Origin of the sequence: Acinetobacter sp. T_3_1 (genome assembly GCF_025377055.1) — a bacterium.
In the GTDB taxonomy this organism is placed as follows: domain Bacteria; phylum Pseudomonadota; class Gammaproteobacteria; order Pseudomonadales; family Moraxellaceae; genus Acinetobacter; species Acinetobacter kookii.
Map to the genome: position 1 here is coordinate 356080 of NZ_JACHVD010000001.1, position 15518 is coordinate 371597.

At 47.3% G+C, this 15518-nt stretch carries 13 protein-coding genes; 3 read left to right on the forward strand and 10 right to left on the reverse strand.

Annotated elements, in window-relative coordinates:
- The 3 genes from infB (at position 1) to H4I94_RS01560 (ending at position 3753) form a co-directional block, all read left to right on the forward strand.
- The gene (gene infB, locus H4I94_RS01550) at positions 1-2706 is read left to right on the forward strand and encodes a translation initiation factor IF-2 (RefSeq protein WP_261181153.1); all 2706 of its coding nucleotides are present in this window, start codon (positions 1-3) and stop codon (positions 2704-2706) included.
- Complete coding sequence (locus H4I94_RS01555; protein ID WP_092819170.1) at positions 2706-3113, forward strand: ribosome-binding factor A; 408 nt, start codon at positions 2706-2708, stop codon at positions 3111-3113. The genes infB and H4I94_RS01555 overlap by 1 nt, the downstream gene beginning before the upstream one ends.
- Before the next feature lie 148 nt (positions 3114-3261).
- On the forward strand, positions 3262-3753 hold the full coding sequence (locus tag H4I94_RS01560; RefSeq protein WP_261181154.1) for an SHOCT domain-containing protein: 492 nt from the start codon (positions 3262-3264) through the stop codon (positions 3751-3753).
- Between the two features lie 70 nt (positions 3754-3823).
- Here H4I94_RS01560 and H4I94_RS01565 read toward each other — a convergent pair whose 3' ends face one another.
- The 10 genes from H4I94_RS01565 to H4I94_RS01610 all read right to left on the reverse strand — a co-directional run bounded on the left by H4I94_RS01565 (position 3824) and on the right by H4I94_RS01610 (position 15448).
- On the reverse strand, positions 3824-4228 hold the full coding sequence (locus H4I94_RS01565; protein ID WP_261181155.1) for a Na+/H+ antiporter subunit G: 405 nt from the start codon (positions 4226-4228) through the stop codon (positions 3824-3826).
- 11 nt (positions 4229-4239) lie between these two features.
- A complete protein-coding gene (locus H4I94_RS01570; protein ID WP_131272956.1) occupies positions 4240-4515 on the reverse strand; it encodes a monovalent cation/H+ antiporter subunit F in 276 nt (91 codons plus the stop codon).
- Entirely contained in the window at positions 4512-5033 is a 522-nt protein-coding gene (locus H4I94_RS01575; RefSeq protein ID WP_261181158.1) for a Na+/H+ antiporter subunit E, read from the reverse strand. Before H4I94_RS01575 ends, H4I94_RS01570 begins: the two co-directional genes overlap by 4 nt.
- 2 nt (positions 5034-5035) lie before the next feature.
- Complete coding sequence (locus H4I94_RS01580; RefSeq protein WP_261181159.1) at positions 5036-6844, reverse strand: monovalent cation/H+ antiporter subunit D; 1809 nt, start codon at positions 6842-6844, stop codon at positions 5036-5038.
- Positions 6844-7209, reverse strand: a complete 366-nt coding sequence (locus H4I94_RS01585; RefSeq protein ID WP_261181160.1) for a Na+/H+ antiporter subunit C — start codon at positions 7207-7209, stop codon at positions 6844-6846. The genes H4I94_RS01580 and H4I94_RS01585 overlap by 1 nt, the downstream gene beginning before the upstream one ends.
- Before the next feature lies 1 nt (position 7210).
- Positions 7211-10048 carry a monovalent cation/H+ antiporter subunit A gene (locus H4I94_RS01590; protein ID WP_261181161.1) on the reverse strand — a complete coding sequence of 946 codons (2838 nt, stop codon included), beginning with the start codon at positions 10046-10048 and terminating at the stop codon, positions 7211-7213.
- Positions 10049-10436: 388 nt separating this feature from the next.
- Positions 10437-11804, reverse strand: coding sequence for an ATP-binding protein (locus H4I94_RS01595; RefSeq protein ID WP_261181162.1), 1368 nt, complete (start codon positions 11802-11804; stop codon positions 10437-10439).
- A gap of 30 nt (positions 11805-11834) precedes the next feature.
- Positions 11835-13340, reverse strand: a complete 1506-nt coding sequence (locus H4I94_RS01600) for a UvrD-helicase domain-containing protein (RefSeq protein WP_261181163.1) — start codon at positions 13338-13340, stop codon at positions 11835-11837.
- Between the two features lie 15 nt (positions 13341-13355).
- Positions 13356-14138 carry a bifunctional phosphoribosyl-AMP cyclohydrolase/phosphoribosyl-ATP diphosphatase HisIE gene (gene hisIE / locus H4I94_RS01605; RefSeq protein WP_261181164.1) on the reverse strand — a complete coding sequence of 261 codons (783 nt, stop codon included), beginning with the start codon at positions 14136-14138 and terminating at the stop codon, positions 13356-13358.
- Positions 14139-14368: 230 nt separating this feature from the next.
- Entirely contained in the window at positions 14369-15448 is a 1080-nt protein-coding gene (locus H4I94_RS01610) for a patatin-like phospholipase family protein (RefSeq protein ID WP_131272950.1), read from the reverse strand.
- Positions 15449-15518: the final 70 nt, after the last annotated feature.

The window sequence follows — 15518 nt, forward strand, 5'->3', positions numbered from 1 at the left end:
ATGACGGACAAGTCGATTAAAGAGTTGGCTCTCAGCGTGGATCGCCCCGTTGAGAAGCTCCTAGAGCAGGTTCGTGACGCAGGTTTACCGCAACGTAAAGCTGAAGATATTATTTCCACTGAACAACAAAATACCCTCGTTAACCATTTGAAGAAAGTTCATGGTCAAGACGATGGGAATGTAGGAAAAATCACGTTGAAACGTAAAACAACCAGTACTGCTAAAGTGGCAAGTACATCAGGTAAGGCGAAGACAATTAATGTAGAAGTTCGCAAGAAGCATACATTTGTTAAGCCAGATCCGGAACAGATTAAAGCTGAAGCTTTAGCGAAGGCGCAAGCTGAACAAAATTCGCGTGAAGCTGAGCAAAAACCAGCAGCGAAAGCTGAAGAACCTAAGCAACAACCTGAATCTAAAGCAAAACAGGCTTTAGAAGCAATGCGTGCAGCAGCGAAGCAAGAAACTGCGAAGCAAGAAGCACCGAAAGCCGCTGTTGTGGTAAAACGCAAGTCAAACAACAAGCCGATTGTAAAACAGCCGGTTAAAGTGACTGAAACACCAGAACAGAAGAAAGCACGTGAAGCACAAGCTGCCCAGTTAAAAGCAGTTGAAGAAGCGGCACGTCGTAAATCGGCTGAAGAAGCACAACAACGTACGCTTGAACAAATGCGTCAAATGGCTTCCAAGTACTCTTCTGAAGATACCACGGCAACAATTCGCGTGATTGATGATTCTCCACTGGCTGCCGGTCTTGTCGGTCAGGCTTATGAAGACTCTTTTGCTAAAGAAGACCGTGAAATTAAACGTGGTGGCAACACCACCAATGCGCGTGCACCGAAAAAAGGTGGCCGTCGTGGTGAAGAGCAGTCTTTCCGTGATAACTCGCATAAACGCGGTTTAAAATCAAGTCAGGCGAACAAGCATGGCTTTGAAAAACCAGTTAAAAAACAAATTTATGATGTTGAAATCGGTTCAACCATTATCGTAGCTGACCTGGCTGCGAAAATGGCGGTGAAGGTGCGTGAAGTGATCAAGGCACTCATGAAAATGGGTGAATTGGTTACTCAGAACCAGGCGATTGATCAAGAGATTGCAGCGCTTGTTGTTGAAGAAATGGGTCATAATCCGGTATTGGTTTCTGATACCCAAGCTGAAGACAATTTGCTTGAAGCGGCTGAAGAAGCGCGTGGTGCTCAAACGACTCGTGCTCCTGTCGTAACCATCATGGGTCACGTTGACCATGGTAAAACATCGCTGCTTGACCGTATCCGTCGTACCAAAGTGGCTGCAGGCGAAGCGGGTGGTATTACCCAGCATATCGGTGCATATCACGTTAAAACAGATAAGGGCATTATTACTTTCCTGGATACCCCGGGACACGCAGCGTTCACTTCAATGCGTTCACGTGGTGCCAAAGCGACAGATATCGTGGTACTGGTTGTTGCAGCTGACGATGGTGTAATGCCACAGACTGCAGAAGCCATTGACCATGCACGTGCTGCCGGGACTCCAATCATTGTTGCAATCAACAAGATGGATAAAGAGTCTGCCGATCCGGACCGTGTATTGAACGAATTGACCACCAAAGAAATCGTACCTGAACAATGGGGCGGTGATGTACCGGTTGCCATGGTTTCAGCACACTCAGGTCAAGGTATTGATGAACTTCTAGACCTGATCTCAATTCAAGCAGAATTGCTAGAGTTGAAAGCATCTGAAGAAGGTGCTGCGCAAGGTGTGGTCATTGAAGCTCGCGTGGACAAAGGTCGTGGTGCGGTTGCCTCTATCCTGGTTCAAAACGGTACATTGAAAGTGGGTGATCTTGTTCTTGCAGGCGCATCTTACGGTCGTGTTCGTGCGATGGTGGATGAAAATGGTCAACGTATCAAATCTGCGGGTCCATCAATTCCTGTAGAAATTCTGGGTCTTCCAGAAGCACCAATGGCCGGTGACGAAGTTCTTGTAGTGAATGACGAGAAAAAAGCACGTGAAGTTGCCGATGCGCGTATGGATCGTGAACGTCAAAAACGTCTTGAACGTCAAAGTGCAATGCGTCTTGAGAACATCATGGCATCAATGGGCAAAAAAGATGTGCCTATTGTCAACGTGGTGCTCAAAACTGATGTACGCGGTACTTTGGAAGCATTACATGTGGCACTTGCTGAATTGGCAACCGATGAAGTGAAAGTACGTATTATTGGTTCAGGTGTCGGTGCAATTACCGAGTCTGACGTAACGCTGGCTGAATCTTCTGAAGCGGTACTGCTTGGCTTTAACGTGCGTGCGGACAATACTGCGCGTCAAAAAGCCGATGAAGACGGTATCGACATTCGTTACTACAGCATCATCTATCAATTGATTGATGACGTGAAAGCAGCAATGAGCGGTAAACTTGCTCCTGAACACCGTGAGACAATTCTGGGTGTTGCTGAAGTACGTGAAGTGTTCCACTCAAGCAAATTCGGTGCAGCTGCAGGCTGTATGGTGCTTGAAGGTGTGTTGCACCGTAATAAGCCAATCCGCGTTCTTCGTGATGATGTGGTGGTATTCCAGGGTGAGCTTGAATCTCTTCGTCGCTATAAAGATGTGGTGGAAGAAGTTCGTGCCGGTATGGAATGTGGTCTTGCAGTGAAAGGCTATAAAGACATCAAAGCACAAGACAAGATCGAAGTGTATGATGTTCAATTGATTAAACGGAGTCTTTAATGGCGGGTAGTCAACGTCTGAAGCGTATGGGAGATTCAGTTCAGCGCGAGTTGTCTGAACTGATTCGCCAAGAGCTGAAAGATCCACGCTTGGGTGGTCTGGTGACCATCTCTGCGGTGAAAGTTAGCCCAGATTTAGGATATGCCGAAGTTTATGTGACCGTGATGGGGCGTGAGCTGGGCGATGAGCAGAGTGAAGCGGCAAACAAAGATACCTTGGAAGTCTTAAACAAGGCATCCGGTTTCCTGCGCCACGAACTGAGTCGTCGTATCAAGACACGTATAACGCCTCGCTTGCGTTTCCATTACGACAAAACCAACGCATATGGCAACTATATGTTTGGTCTGATTGCAGAAGCAGTGAAGGATTTGCCTCCAGCTGATGATGCAAAAAAAGATGATGAATAATCGCTAAAAAGAAAAGCCACCTTCGGGTGGCTTTTTTATTTTAAGTTTTTTCAAGAGTCTGGTAACTTTATTAATTAAACAACATATAAATGATGTGCCGATCAGCAAGCAGAGATAATAAAAGTATTCTATTTTGAGATTCAACCGTATGCATAAAATCAGTTTTATTGTTATAACATTTCTTCTTTCTAGTTGTGCAAGTGTGCCGCCTATTCAATTGGCTTCAAAAAGTAAATCGCCATTTGAAAATGCAACGTTTGGTGGAGAAACTGTGATATTGGATCAGCCGACAAAAAGTAGTGAAGAGATATATCGTATTTTCCGGAAAGCAGCTACAGGTTTTGTATCCTTACAAACTGTGCGAGAAAATGCGGAACAAGCCTCAAGTACATTTTGCGAACGTAAAAATAAAATAATGCATGGTCTTGTTGAAACTGCTGCAAGACCACCCTATATATTTGGGAATTTTCCACGAATAGAGCTAGTGTTTGAGTGTATTGAGAAAGCTGAAAATAGAAATAACAATCTTGTAGTAGGCAAATATGAAAAACTTACAGCCTTAAAAAAACTATTAGATGATGGTGTTCTTACAAAACATGAATTTGAAAAAGAAAAAGCTAAAGTTTTGGATGAAGATTAAATAAATTTACTCAATCGGATGGAACCTTATGAGTAAAATTTGAAATCAGGCTCAGAACATGAGCCTGATTTCAGCCGAGATCATCATGGGAGTTATTGTGAGTCTCTTTAGACGGAGGGCGACGGCGAGTTCGTTGCCAGGGCAAGGGGCGTTCAAGTGCTTCGGGTACTTCACCACTGGTTGAGCGTAAACGTAAATGCAGTGCTGCCTGTGCCATCAGGTTTGCCGATACGGGTGCAGTAATGAACGCTAGCAAGGTCAATAACAGTTCGGCAAAACCGAAGCGTCCCTGAAAGGCTGAAAAGATCATGGCAGCAATCAGGAAGCTCCCCAGCCCCAAGGTACTGGACTTGGTCGGAGCATGCAGGCGCATAAATAAATCGGGCAGACGCACCATCCCAATGCCGCCCACCAGCATGAAGAATGAGCCAATCAACAAAAATATCGAGACCAGGATTTCCATGAAAAGTTGCATTGCTGTTGCTCCTAATCGACCACATGGCCAGTGGTAAAGTAGCGTGCCAAGGCTGCGGTGGAAACAAATCCAAGCATGGCAACCAGTAAAGCGCCTTCAAACAAGGAAGTGCTGGTCCAGTAGATACCCAGAATGACCACCAGACAGGTCGCATTCAGGAACAGGGTATCCAGGGCTAAAAGCCGGTCCACGATGGAAGGGCCGATCACCATGCGGATCAGGCAAAGAAACATGGAAATGGTGATTGCGACCATACACAGACCCAGTGCATAAGGCAAAATACTCATGAATCTTCTCCTAATTCCACATCAAAGATTTCGATCAGTGCTTTTTCATAGCGGTTTTTAATTTCGATAATATCGATTTCGGCATTATCGGTACTCAGGGCATGAACCAGAATATCGCCACGATCATGATCGATCCCGGCAGTCACGGTACCCGGCGTAGTGGTAATGATCAGGGCCAGCAATACATTGACCTGTTCATGCTGGGTTTCCAAAGGCACGCGAAACCATTTCGGATGCAGTTTATGGGTGGGACCAAGCACCTGTTTGGCCACTTTAATATTACAAACAATAATGTCCCATAACACCACAAAGAATAATTTTATGGCCAGAATCCAGTGAATATTGGGTGTGTTGCCAATAAACGGTTTGACTAGACGTGGAATGGCAATGCCCAGCAATAAGGCCATCAGCAAGGTTGCCGGATCAAGACTATGTGCCAGCATGATCCAGCTTAAGGCCACAATCACGGACACGAAGGGATGCGGCAGCCAGCGGTCCAAAAACGATGTTTTTTGCATGCTTAAGGCTCCATAGGCTTGAGTTTGGCATCATCCGGATCAGCAGCTTGCTGATCTTGCTGCTGCCTGATCTGGCGTTGCTTATATTCTGAAATGTGCTCACCTTCTAAAGTTTCTTTAGAGATGATGTAAGGAATCAGATGCGCATTCGGATCGACGGTTTCACCACCATATTTGGTTTCAGGTAAATTTTCAGGATTGAAGGGCTGTACGCTAATCACCTGATTCAAGTCATCCCGGTGCAAAATCGCGTCTTCATACACAGCATTATTTTGGATCTGTTCCGCCGTCTTGAACATGTACTGCTGAATTGGATTTGCGCAAACCATATACAGCACCAGGCCTGACAACAGCAGATAAATGGTTTGGTCATTGCGTGTTGGTGCATGATTGGGTATGGCTTGATACGCTTTGAAGGCTTCGGTTTCCGGTTGGCTTTCAGGTTTGCTGGCACGCCAGAACAGAATGAACCCCACCCGGGTAAAGGCGAGAATGCTGAGTAAACTCACCAGCAGCACCACCGCAATAATCACACCCTGATAAGGGGAATGTGAAGTGGCCTGCAAGATAAAAACCTTGCCTAAAAAGCCACTAAAAGGCGGTAAGCCCGCCATCATCAAGGCAATGAAAAAGAAGGTGAGTGACACCGCTTTGTGCTGTTTCATTTGCGGGGCGATGTTGAAATGGTCTTTGAATGTACCGCGTTGCGAGGTAATCCAGCCGCAGAGCAGATAAAATGCGGCGCCAATAATAGTGCTATGTACCAGATAGTACAGTCCTGCAGCCCAGGCCAAGGTATTGAATAATGAAATGGCAATCAGCAGGGTGCCAATGGAAGATAAAATCATAAAACCGACAAAACGGCGTAAACGCTCGGCGCCAATGGCACCAATCACCCCATACACCGAGGTGATCAAACCGATCGGAAGCAGCCAGTTTGCCAGAATGCCCTGACTTAAGCGGTCATCAAAAATCGTGCCATTGACTCGAAGAATGGCATAGATCCCCACTTTGGTCATAATGGTGAAAATGGCAGCCACCGGAGTGGTGGCAACTGCATAGGTTTTCGGTAGCCAAAAGCCGACCGGCAACATGGCAGCCTTGATGCCAAAGACCACAAATAACAGCAGGCCGCCTGCAACGGCCAGGATATGCTGGTCCGGTTCTAACAGCGGAATTAAACGTGCGACATCGGCCATATTTAAACTGCCGACACTGCCGTAGATCATGCCCAGACCAATCAGAAACAGCGCAGAGGCCAGCAGGTTGATGGTGACATAGTGAATGCCGAGCTGGAAACGGGCCTTGCCTTGTCCGTGTAGCAGCAGGACATAAGAGGCCATCAACAGGACTTCAAAGAATACGAATAAATTAAATAAATCGCCGGTCAGGAAGGCACCGCACAAGCCCATGAGCAAAAAGTGGAACATGGCATGGAAATAACGCCCTTGAGTATCCCATGCGTGACTGGCAAACCATAAGATGGGTGTTGCCAGGGCATAGGTCAGCACCAGCATCAGTGCGGAAAGCTGGTCCAGAACCAGCACAATACCGAACGGTGCCGCCCATTCACTGAGGTTATAGGTCGTGACTTGCCCGCTGCTGGCCAAAATTAAATACAGTACGGCAGTGCCTAAACCCAGGATTGAAGAAACATAACTGATGCCACGACGCCAAGGCTGCCGCCAGTCGTGCGCTAATGAACCTTTGCCGGGATTGCCCAAAAGCACCAGTAAAAAACCGGTAAATGCCGGAATTAAAATGCTGAATATTGGGGTGTGTTCAGTCCAGAACTGGATGATGGCATTCATTAAGGCTCATCCTCGCGCGGGTCAATCGGGTTGATTTCTTCTTTTGAGTCGACATGGTCGGTACCGCTTTCATAACGGCTGCGCAAAGCCAGCTGGACAATAAAAGCCGTGGTGGCAAAGCCAATCACAATGGCCGTCAAGACCAGAGCCTGAGGCAAAGGATCGGTCGCTTTTGTGGTTTCCGTGAGTACAGCGGGTGCATTGACCTGAATTCTTCCCATGGCAAACAGGAACAAATTGACTGCATAGCCAATCATGGCCAGCCCTAAAACCACAGGAAAAGTACGTGCACGCAGGATCAGGTAAATTCCCGTAGCAACCAGTAGGCCAATGGCAGAGGCAAGTAAAAATTCTAGGCTGATCATTTTATTCCCCCTTCAATACAGGACCAGACATGCTGGAGTGGCGCGAGTCACCCAGAACTGAAATCATCAACATGGTGGCACCCACGACTGTGACATAGACACCGACATCAAATAATGCTGCAGATGCCAAATGAATATCACCCAACAGGGGCGGAGCGATATGCACATGGGCACTGGTCAGGAATGGACGTCCCCAGAACCAGGCAGCGAGTCCGGTCAGCCCCGCAATGCTTAGACCTGAACCAATCCAGATTTCATATAAACGGCCTGATTTGGCTCTCAGCATCTGTTCAGCCTGATCCTGCCCTAAGGCAATGTACTGGATCACCAGGGCCAAAGAGGTAATGAGGCCGGCAATGAAACCACCGCCGGGCAGGTTATGGCCACGCAGGAAGATGTACAGGCTTACCACCAGAGCCAGAGGCAATACCCAGGATGCGGTAATACGGAACATCAGCGGAGAGGGGTTAAAGCGGTAGGTCAGTCCCTGGGTGATGGTGGTGCCGTGTGCACGCATGCCATCCATCAGACACAGTGCGCCAATCGCAGCAATACCCAAGACGGTAATTTCCCCGAAGGTATCGAAACCACGGAAGTCGACCAGAATTACGTTGACTACATTGGAACCGCCACCGAGCGGAAGCGACTGCTGCATGAAAAACCATGAAATCGAGTTGTGGTCACGGGTCAGCATCAGCCAGCTAATCCAGCCGATGCCCAGACCACCGCCAATGGCAATCAGGGCATCGCGCCAGCGCCGTGAAACACTGGATTCATAAGGGGTAAGCTGTGGCAGCAGGGAAAGGCTCATCAGCAGCAATACTGTCGTGACCACATCGACCGTAATTTGGGTGAGGGCCAGATCGGGTGCAGATAAGGTCACAAACACCAGAGTCACGACAAGTCCGACCGCACCGCTAATCAGCACAGCCTTGATCCGTTCATGGTGAAACCACAGCATCATCCAGCAGGCTGAGAACAACAGCAGCCACAACACAATGGCAAGCGCGGGAGCATGGACAAGTTCACGTGTGCCTGTGCTCAGGCCTTGATTGATAAAGGGAATGCTCAGCAAAGCGCCACTGAACAGCACAATCCACATCAGATAGCTTTGCAGTGAACCATTTTCAGTTTGCCGTTTGAACTTGCGTGAACTCAGTAACAGATGTTTTAAAAATAAATCGAACAGCACTCTGCCCTGGAATTTGCCCAAGATAGGATCAAGATCAATTTCCCGGATGCGACCGCCTTTGGCCAAAGAAAAATAGAAAATTACCCCACCCAAGAGTGCAACAATACTCATCAGCAAAGGCAGGTTAAAACCATGCCAGATGGCTAAATGGCTACCGGCAAAGTCAGGCATTTGAGTGCTGGCACGTGCAGTTGCATTGACAATATTTTCCACCAGCAGCGCCGGTAACAGGCCAACCAAAATACATAAAACTGCCAGCAGGATTGCAGGTACGCGCATGCCCAGCGGCGGTTCATGGGCTTGTCGGTTGGGTACCTCTAAGCCAATCGGACCATCGAAAAATACCCCATGCACCAAACGCACCGAATAAGCCACGGCAAAAATTCCGGCCAGCGTTGCCATAATGGCGGAAACAATGAGCACCGGACCAGAGAGGTTGGCCAAAAGTTCGGTAAAGAACATTTCCTTGGACAGGAAGCCATTGGTCAGGGGCACACCGGCCATAGAGGCGGCGGTGATCATGGTCAGTGTGGCCGTAAAGGGCAGGAGTTGCCAGATGCCGCTAAGCTTACGCAAATCCCGGGTTCCGGTTTCATGGTCGATGATCCCGGCCAGCATGAACAGGGCAGCTTTAAAGGTCGCATGGTTAATAATATGGAAAATGGCTGCTGCAACGGCTAGGGGGGATCCGATCCCCAGTAAGCACACAATCAGGCCCAAATGACTGATGGTGGAATACGCCAGCAAGCCTTTTAAGTCTTCCTTGAAAATGGCAAAGAAGGCAGCCATACACAGGGTGAACAGGCCCACAAAAGTCACGATATTGTGATACAGCGCTGCACCGACAAAAATTGGCGTAAAACGTGCCAGCAGGAAAATACCGGCTTTGACCATGGTGGCAGAGTGCAAATAGGCAGAGACCGGTGTTGGTGCAGCCATGGCATTCGGCAGCCAGAAATGAAATGGAAACTGTGCACTTTTGGTAAAGGCACCCAGTAAAATTAGCAGCAAGCTTGGAACAAAGAGTGAGTGACTTTGAATTTGATCCTTCATCGTCAAAATCTGGTCAATCTGATAGGTTCCGGTGATTTGACCGAGCAGAATGAAGCCGCCCAGCATGGCCAGACCGCCCATGCCGGTAATGGTCAGAGCCATACGCGAACCACGTTGTGCCGCCTCGTAATTGCTCCAGTAGCCAACCAGCAGGAAAGAGGAAATACTGGTGAGTTCCCAAAAAATAAGCAATAAAATTAAATTGTTAGAAAGAGAAATGCCGAGCATGGAAGCCATGAACAGCATCAGCAGAAGATAGAGTTTGCTTAGGGAGTTTCTAGGATTTAAATAATAATAGGCATAAATATAAATCAGCGTTCCGATCCCGCTAATCAGCAAGCAAAATAACAGGCCCAAGGCATCCAGACGAAAGCTTAAATCGATGCCTAACTGGGGTAACCAGGCCCAGGTTTGTGTGACTGTTCCGCCATTAAACACCTCTTTAGCTTGCAGCAGTAACAGGGTCAGACTACTCAGGCTGACCCCTAGAGCCGCTAAAGCCGTCACCCCGCGTGAAAATTTCAGCCACGAGACAAGGGTTGTGCCTAGTACTAACGGTAACAAGATAATAATCGGTAGCACACTCATATCCAAAGTCGTGAGTTAGGCTATAAACACCTAAGCGTGAATCTTATCTTTCAAGGATTACAGGACTGCAAAGAACAATCCAAACTTCTCAATCTTGAAAGCCGGTTTGAGTTAAAAAATGAAAAACAAGCTGTGTTGCGCAACCTGTAAAAAAGTCATAGTAGAATCGGATTTTACTATTAAACTTTAAATATACATGATCTTATTGCATGAGTAAAACAACATCGATTATTTTTGCGCACACACTCGGGTTGGTTGACATTTCATAAATACTTGCCCGACTTATTATACGCCCCTCTATGCTTGAGGGGCGTAGCGTGTTTAGCCAGATGCAATGCTGAAACTGAATCTTTTAAACATACCGGGTATTTTTAACACCTTTCAATCTTTTGTGTCAGGAAATAGGATGAGAGGAAGAGGTGTCATCCTGTTGTTGAATTAAGTGCAATAATTCTGCTTGTTGTTCTGGCGTTAAATGTTGCTGGATCTGCTCTAACAGGCTTTGCGGGGTAATACTTTCTGATGCAGGCTCATTTAAGTCATCGGCTTCAATTACTTCCTCATTAAACACCAGATTTTCATAAATTGAATCAAATTCTTCCTTGAGCGGTTGCAATTGCATATCAAACAGCTGCTTATGTTCCAGTTTTAAACACTGATATTCGGCTGCATGTTCCAGTAATTCCATGCGGTTGCCAGTGGCAACAATTTGCAGGCGCGGAAACGCCTGATGCAGGCGCTGTAAAATCACTTGCGAAGTATTTTGATCGAGTTGGTGATCAATCGCGTCAATCAGCAAAATGCCGTCGCCTTCCAGACAGGGATATAAACTTTTGGGATTGAGCAGGCACAAACGCCGTACAATATCGCCCACTAGGGCGATCCAGTTTTTAACACTAATGGAAAGTTGCTGATAGAGCATGGTTTTTCCCGCATAACTCACCATCAGCTGCAATTTGGGCTGATACTGCACATAAATATCTTCAAAATTGGGAAGAACGGTGCTGAGAGCCTGTTTTAAGGCATCCAGACTTGGCGCGTTCATTTGCTTCTGGGCATTGACCAAGTGCTGTAAAAAATCTTTGTCTTTATTTTTCTGGATGGACGAATTGGTAATGAGCTGCTGAAACAGCTGCGCAATCTGGGCATTTTCAATATCGCTGATTTCACGAAACCACTCGAAGAAACGGCTAAAGGTGGTATAGGGAATGCTGGAAATTTCATAGGCATGTGAAGTCTGAAACAGCACCGGATTATTTTTGCTCTGAATATTCATTTCATGGACAAAGCGTTCTGCCGGGTAATAGGCAATCAGGGGCAAGCCTTGCTGCTGATCGTGCTTCAGCGCGTTATGATAGAGTTCCACCAGATTGTCTAATTGCTGGGTTTCGGCCTTGCTGGTACCAATGCCATGACTGTTTAAAGTTTTATAAATTTGCCAGTCACAGGTTGTCAGGGTCTTGTCGCCAGATTCGCTAGCGGCATTTAAAGTCCCGATATCGGGAGGAATATGAACCCGAATATCAATTTTGGATTGCAGGCGGGTGAACATGATGTCCTGATCCAGCATCACCACACCGGCAGCGCGCAGGTCTTTATAGCGGGCTGCAAACCAGGTGAGTGCCTGATAGGTAAACTTTAAAATACCGGTTTTGCCGGAGCTTTGATCGCCCAGAATCAGGGTGATGGGCTTGTCATTAAATTTCAGCTTGAGATCGGCAAAATGAAGCGCGTGTTTGAGTTGAATAGAGTCAATTTTCATAAAACACCTGCCTTGCAGCTAAAGCTAAAATTATTCTCCCACCGCTTTACGCAGCGATACCGGCATTTGCTTTTTCAGCTGTTGTACCAGATCGTAAATGTGGTGAATATTTAAACTTACTTTAGCACGTGTGCAGGCTACGTAAAGCAATCTTAACTCTTCGTCACTAATTTTATGGTCTCTTTCATTCACCTTGAACTGATAGTCATCTTCGATGTGCACGCGGTCCCATTCCAGGCCTTTGGCTTTGTGGGCGGTCGAGATAATGTAGTCGGCCTGTTCAATCGGGGTGATTTTGGCCAAGGCTCTTTTGAGTGGATCGGTACCGTGATCATCCACCAGTTTCACTAAGGGTTTAATGTCACTGCCATCATTGGTTTCACAGTATTCATGTACATCGTGCCAGGAATTAAACCAGGCCAGTTCCGGCACGTCGGTCACGCGGCGGCCCTGTTTCAGCATGCTCGCGGCATCGACAAAACGGTTTAATTTGACATGATCGGCCTGCAAGCTGACTTTGTCGCCATGCACCAGTCCGGAAAGCAGCAGTTCCATTGCACGGGCATTGGTACGGCACAAAATCGCATCGCGCTGTTTGGTATGCGGTTTATTCACCACTTTGGAATTCAGTTGCGGATTGCCAAGCAAGGGCACGGTTTCATTTAACGCACCCAAAATGGCGTTGGCATTCAAGGCAATTTCTTCACCAAAACGGAACGAGGTGGTCAGGCGTGATTCCGGCAGCGGCAGTTGTTGCATGGCATTGACCGCACCACGCCAGGCATAAATCTGTTGATGGGCATCGCCGACATAAATCACCTGGGTATTTCTTTGACGCAGCAAAATTCCGAGCATTAATGGGTCGGCATCTTGTGCTTCATCAAACAGTACATAGTCTGCTGGAATATTGGGTTCAGACAGCGCCCAGAGTTTCAGATAAATATCATGCCCAATACCGGCCTGATGATTGGGATCAATCGACTCCAGCCAGCGCCGTTCAATGGCGGGATAAAGATGCTTCTGGAGTTCTTCAATATCGTCCGGATGCAGCCAGCTCGGTGCCTGTAGATGTCGCGGTGCCGGATATTGCGAACTGGTCGAGCAGAAATAGCTGACGGCATTGGCCACCAGACTGGCAAGACGCGACGGCATCATGACATATTTTTCATAACGGCCGCCCATCATCCGGCGCAGGGTAATCGGTTGCAGCCGGTATTCCTTGGCGATAAAACTCGGACTTAAACGCGGCAGGCGAAGTTTGTCGGTGACACCGCGTGGCACACTGCGAAAAGCCAGCGAGTGAAAGGTTCGGCAGTCGACATTGCGCTGAAACTTGCTTTGTGCTTCTGCTGCAATGGCCTTGTTAAACGCCAGATACATGCCACGGCGCTCGGGCATGGCATCGCTGATCATTTGCAGGGTGGTGGTTTTACCTGTGCCAGCATAGGCAATTACCTTGAAGGAATTGCCCAGACGCGCATTATCTATGGCAAGTGCTTGCTCATAGGTGGGATTGGGCTTTTTGGCTACTGACACGGTAAAAAGACTGAATTAATGCTGACGATTGGCTTTTTCCACCAGGCCAGACAGGCCTTGGCGACGAGCCAGCTCGTTTAATACCAGTTGTGGGTCAAGGTCGAAATAACCCAGCATCACAATGGTGTGGAACCATAAATCGGCAACTTCATAAATCAGGTCGTTTTTATTGTCTGCATTGGCTTCAGACTTAAAATCTTTGGCTGCGATGATGGTTTCAACGCTTTCTTCACCAATTTTTTCCAGAATTTTATTCAAGCCTTTGTGATACAGCTTGGCGACATAAGATGAATCCGGGTCGGCTTTCTTGCGCTCTGCCATCATCTGGCCCAAATAGTCCAGTACTTCAACCTGTTCCGAACGGGCAGTCGAGGCATTCATGGCCAGGGTATGCGGGTTGGTTGATTTTCCAGCATAAATCTGGCTTGGATCTTTTAATTGTGCATCGACAATTTTCCAGCCATTCGCAGTCAATTTGCGATAGAAACACGATTCACGACCGGTGTGGCAGGCAATACCACCATGCTGTTCAATCTGCAAAATAATCACGTCGGCATCACAGTCCAGACGGATTTCATGCACAGACTGGAAATGACCGGATTCTTCACCTTTGTGCCATAACTTGTTGCGTGAACGGGAGAAATATACCGCCTGATTTTTCTCGGCAGTGAGCGCTAAAGCCTCACGGTTCATCCAGGCCACCATTAGCACACGGCCGCTTTGATGATGCTGGGCAATGGCAGGGATCAGACCTTGTTCGTTAAATTTTACTTCATCGAGCCATTGCGCGTTGTTCATGAGAATTTCACCAAAAATATGTTCAAAATGGAAAACAGCGAATAAAAAATCGCAGCTGTATAGTGTACGTGATTAGCGGCTGTTTGAGAAAAAAATATACGCATGAACCTTTTGATTTCTGACTCAAAAGGTTCATGTGCTTTATTCACCAAGAATTTTATAATATTCCAATCCTAGGAAAATCAGCTGCTTCACTCATCTAGCACCTATAGCTTTTCCTCTACTTGATTTTATAAGTCCTGCATAAACTGCGGAAAATTCTGTTTCTCCACCATTTCCAAAAACTCGTCTCCCAAGCGCTGGCTTTCTGCTACCGACTGATTCCACATCTGAATTCGCTGTTTCTGGTCCAGCCCTTTTAAAGTGAAATCTTTACGATCCGGCAAGCGACCGAGCGGTAGGGACGCTAAATACTCGGCAGAAGGGGAAAGCAATAAGGTGCGTGCCTGATTTTCCGGATTGGCCTTGCGTTTTTTCAACATCTTGTCAAACCAGCCCGGAGTAATGCTGTCGCTAAAATGCGGATACAGCACAATGCCTTGGCTCTGAAACGGCAGGTCAAGGTGATAGTCAATTAACCCTCCATCACGGTAACTGCCTTTCGGGGCATCGGGAATATCGCGGATGGCTGCCATCACGCCGGGAATAGAAGCGGAAGCCATTAGCCAGGAGGTAACATTGCTGAGATTTAGGGGCTGATAATGCGTGGTAAATTCATCATTGACTTTAAATTGTGTTCCCATCTCCGGCTGGCTGATCACCCGTTGCATAAACAGACGGTTGTGTTTGCGTGCCAAAGCATTGCTGCTGATGATTCCGGCCACCGATGCCATTAACGGCAGGGATTTGTCACTCTGGAAAATGTGCTGGGCTTTGACCGAGATGACGGTCAGGTGATAGTCGGGATGCTCAACCAGTTGCTGTTCTTTGCCTTGCACCAGATTGAGCAGCATGTCGCGACAAATCTTACCGACTTCCTGACGAGACATTTTTTTATGGAAATACAGGTTGGTATAAAGCTCTGCAAGGCGCTCCGTCCCTTCTTTTGCGCCCCAGGCCGTAATACTGGCAAAACGCCAGCTGCCAATGGATGAGCCAATCAGGGTTCTGCGCTGTGGTGCTTGTGCCAGGAAATTGCCAAAAATGGCTTGATCGAGGCCTTGAATGCCTATGCCTTTGGGACCACCTGCAGCACCGGGAACAATATCGACAAAATTTGCCTGCAAGCCTTCTTTTTCAATCAGTTGACGTGCCAATTTGCCGGCACGGATATTTAATGAAGCAGGGCGTTTATGCAAGATTTGCGTCATGGCTTCTCATTAAAATATACAAATGTCTACTCATTTTAAGCGAAAGCCAAGTGATCCCAATGGCGAGAAG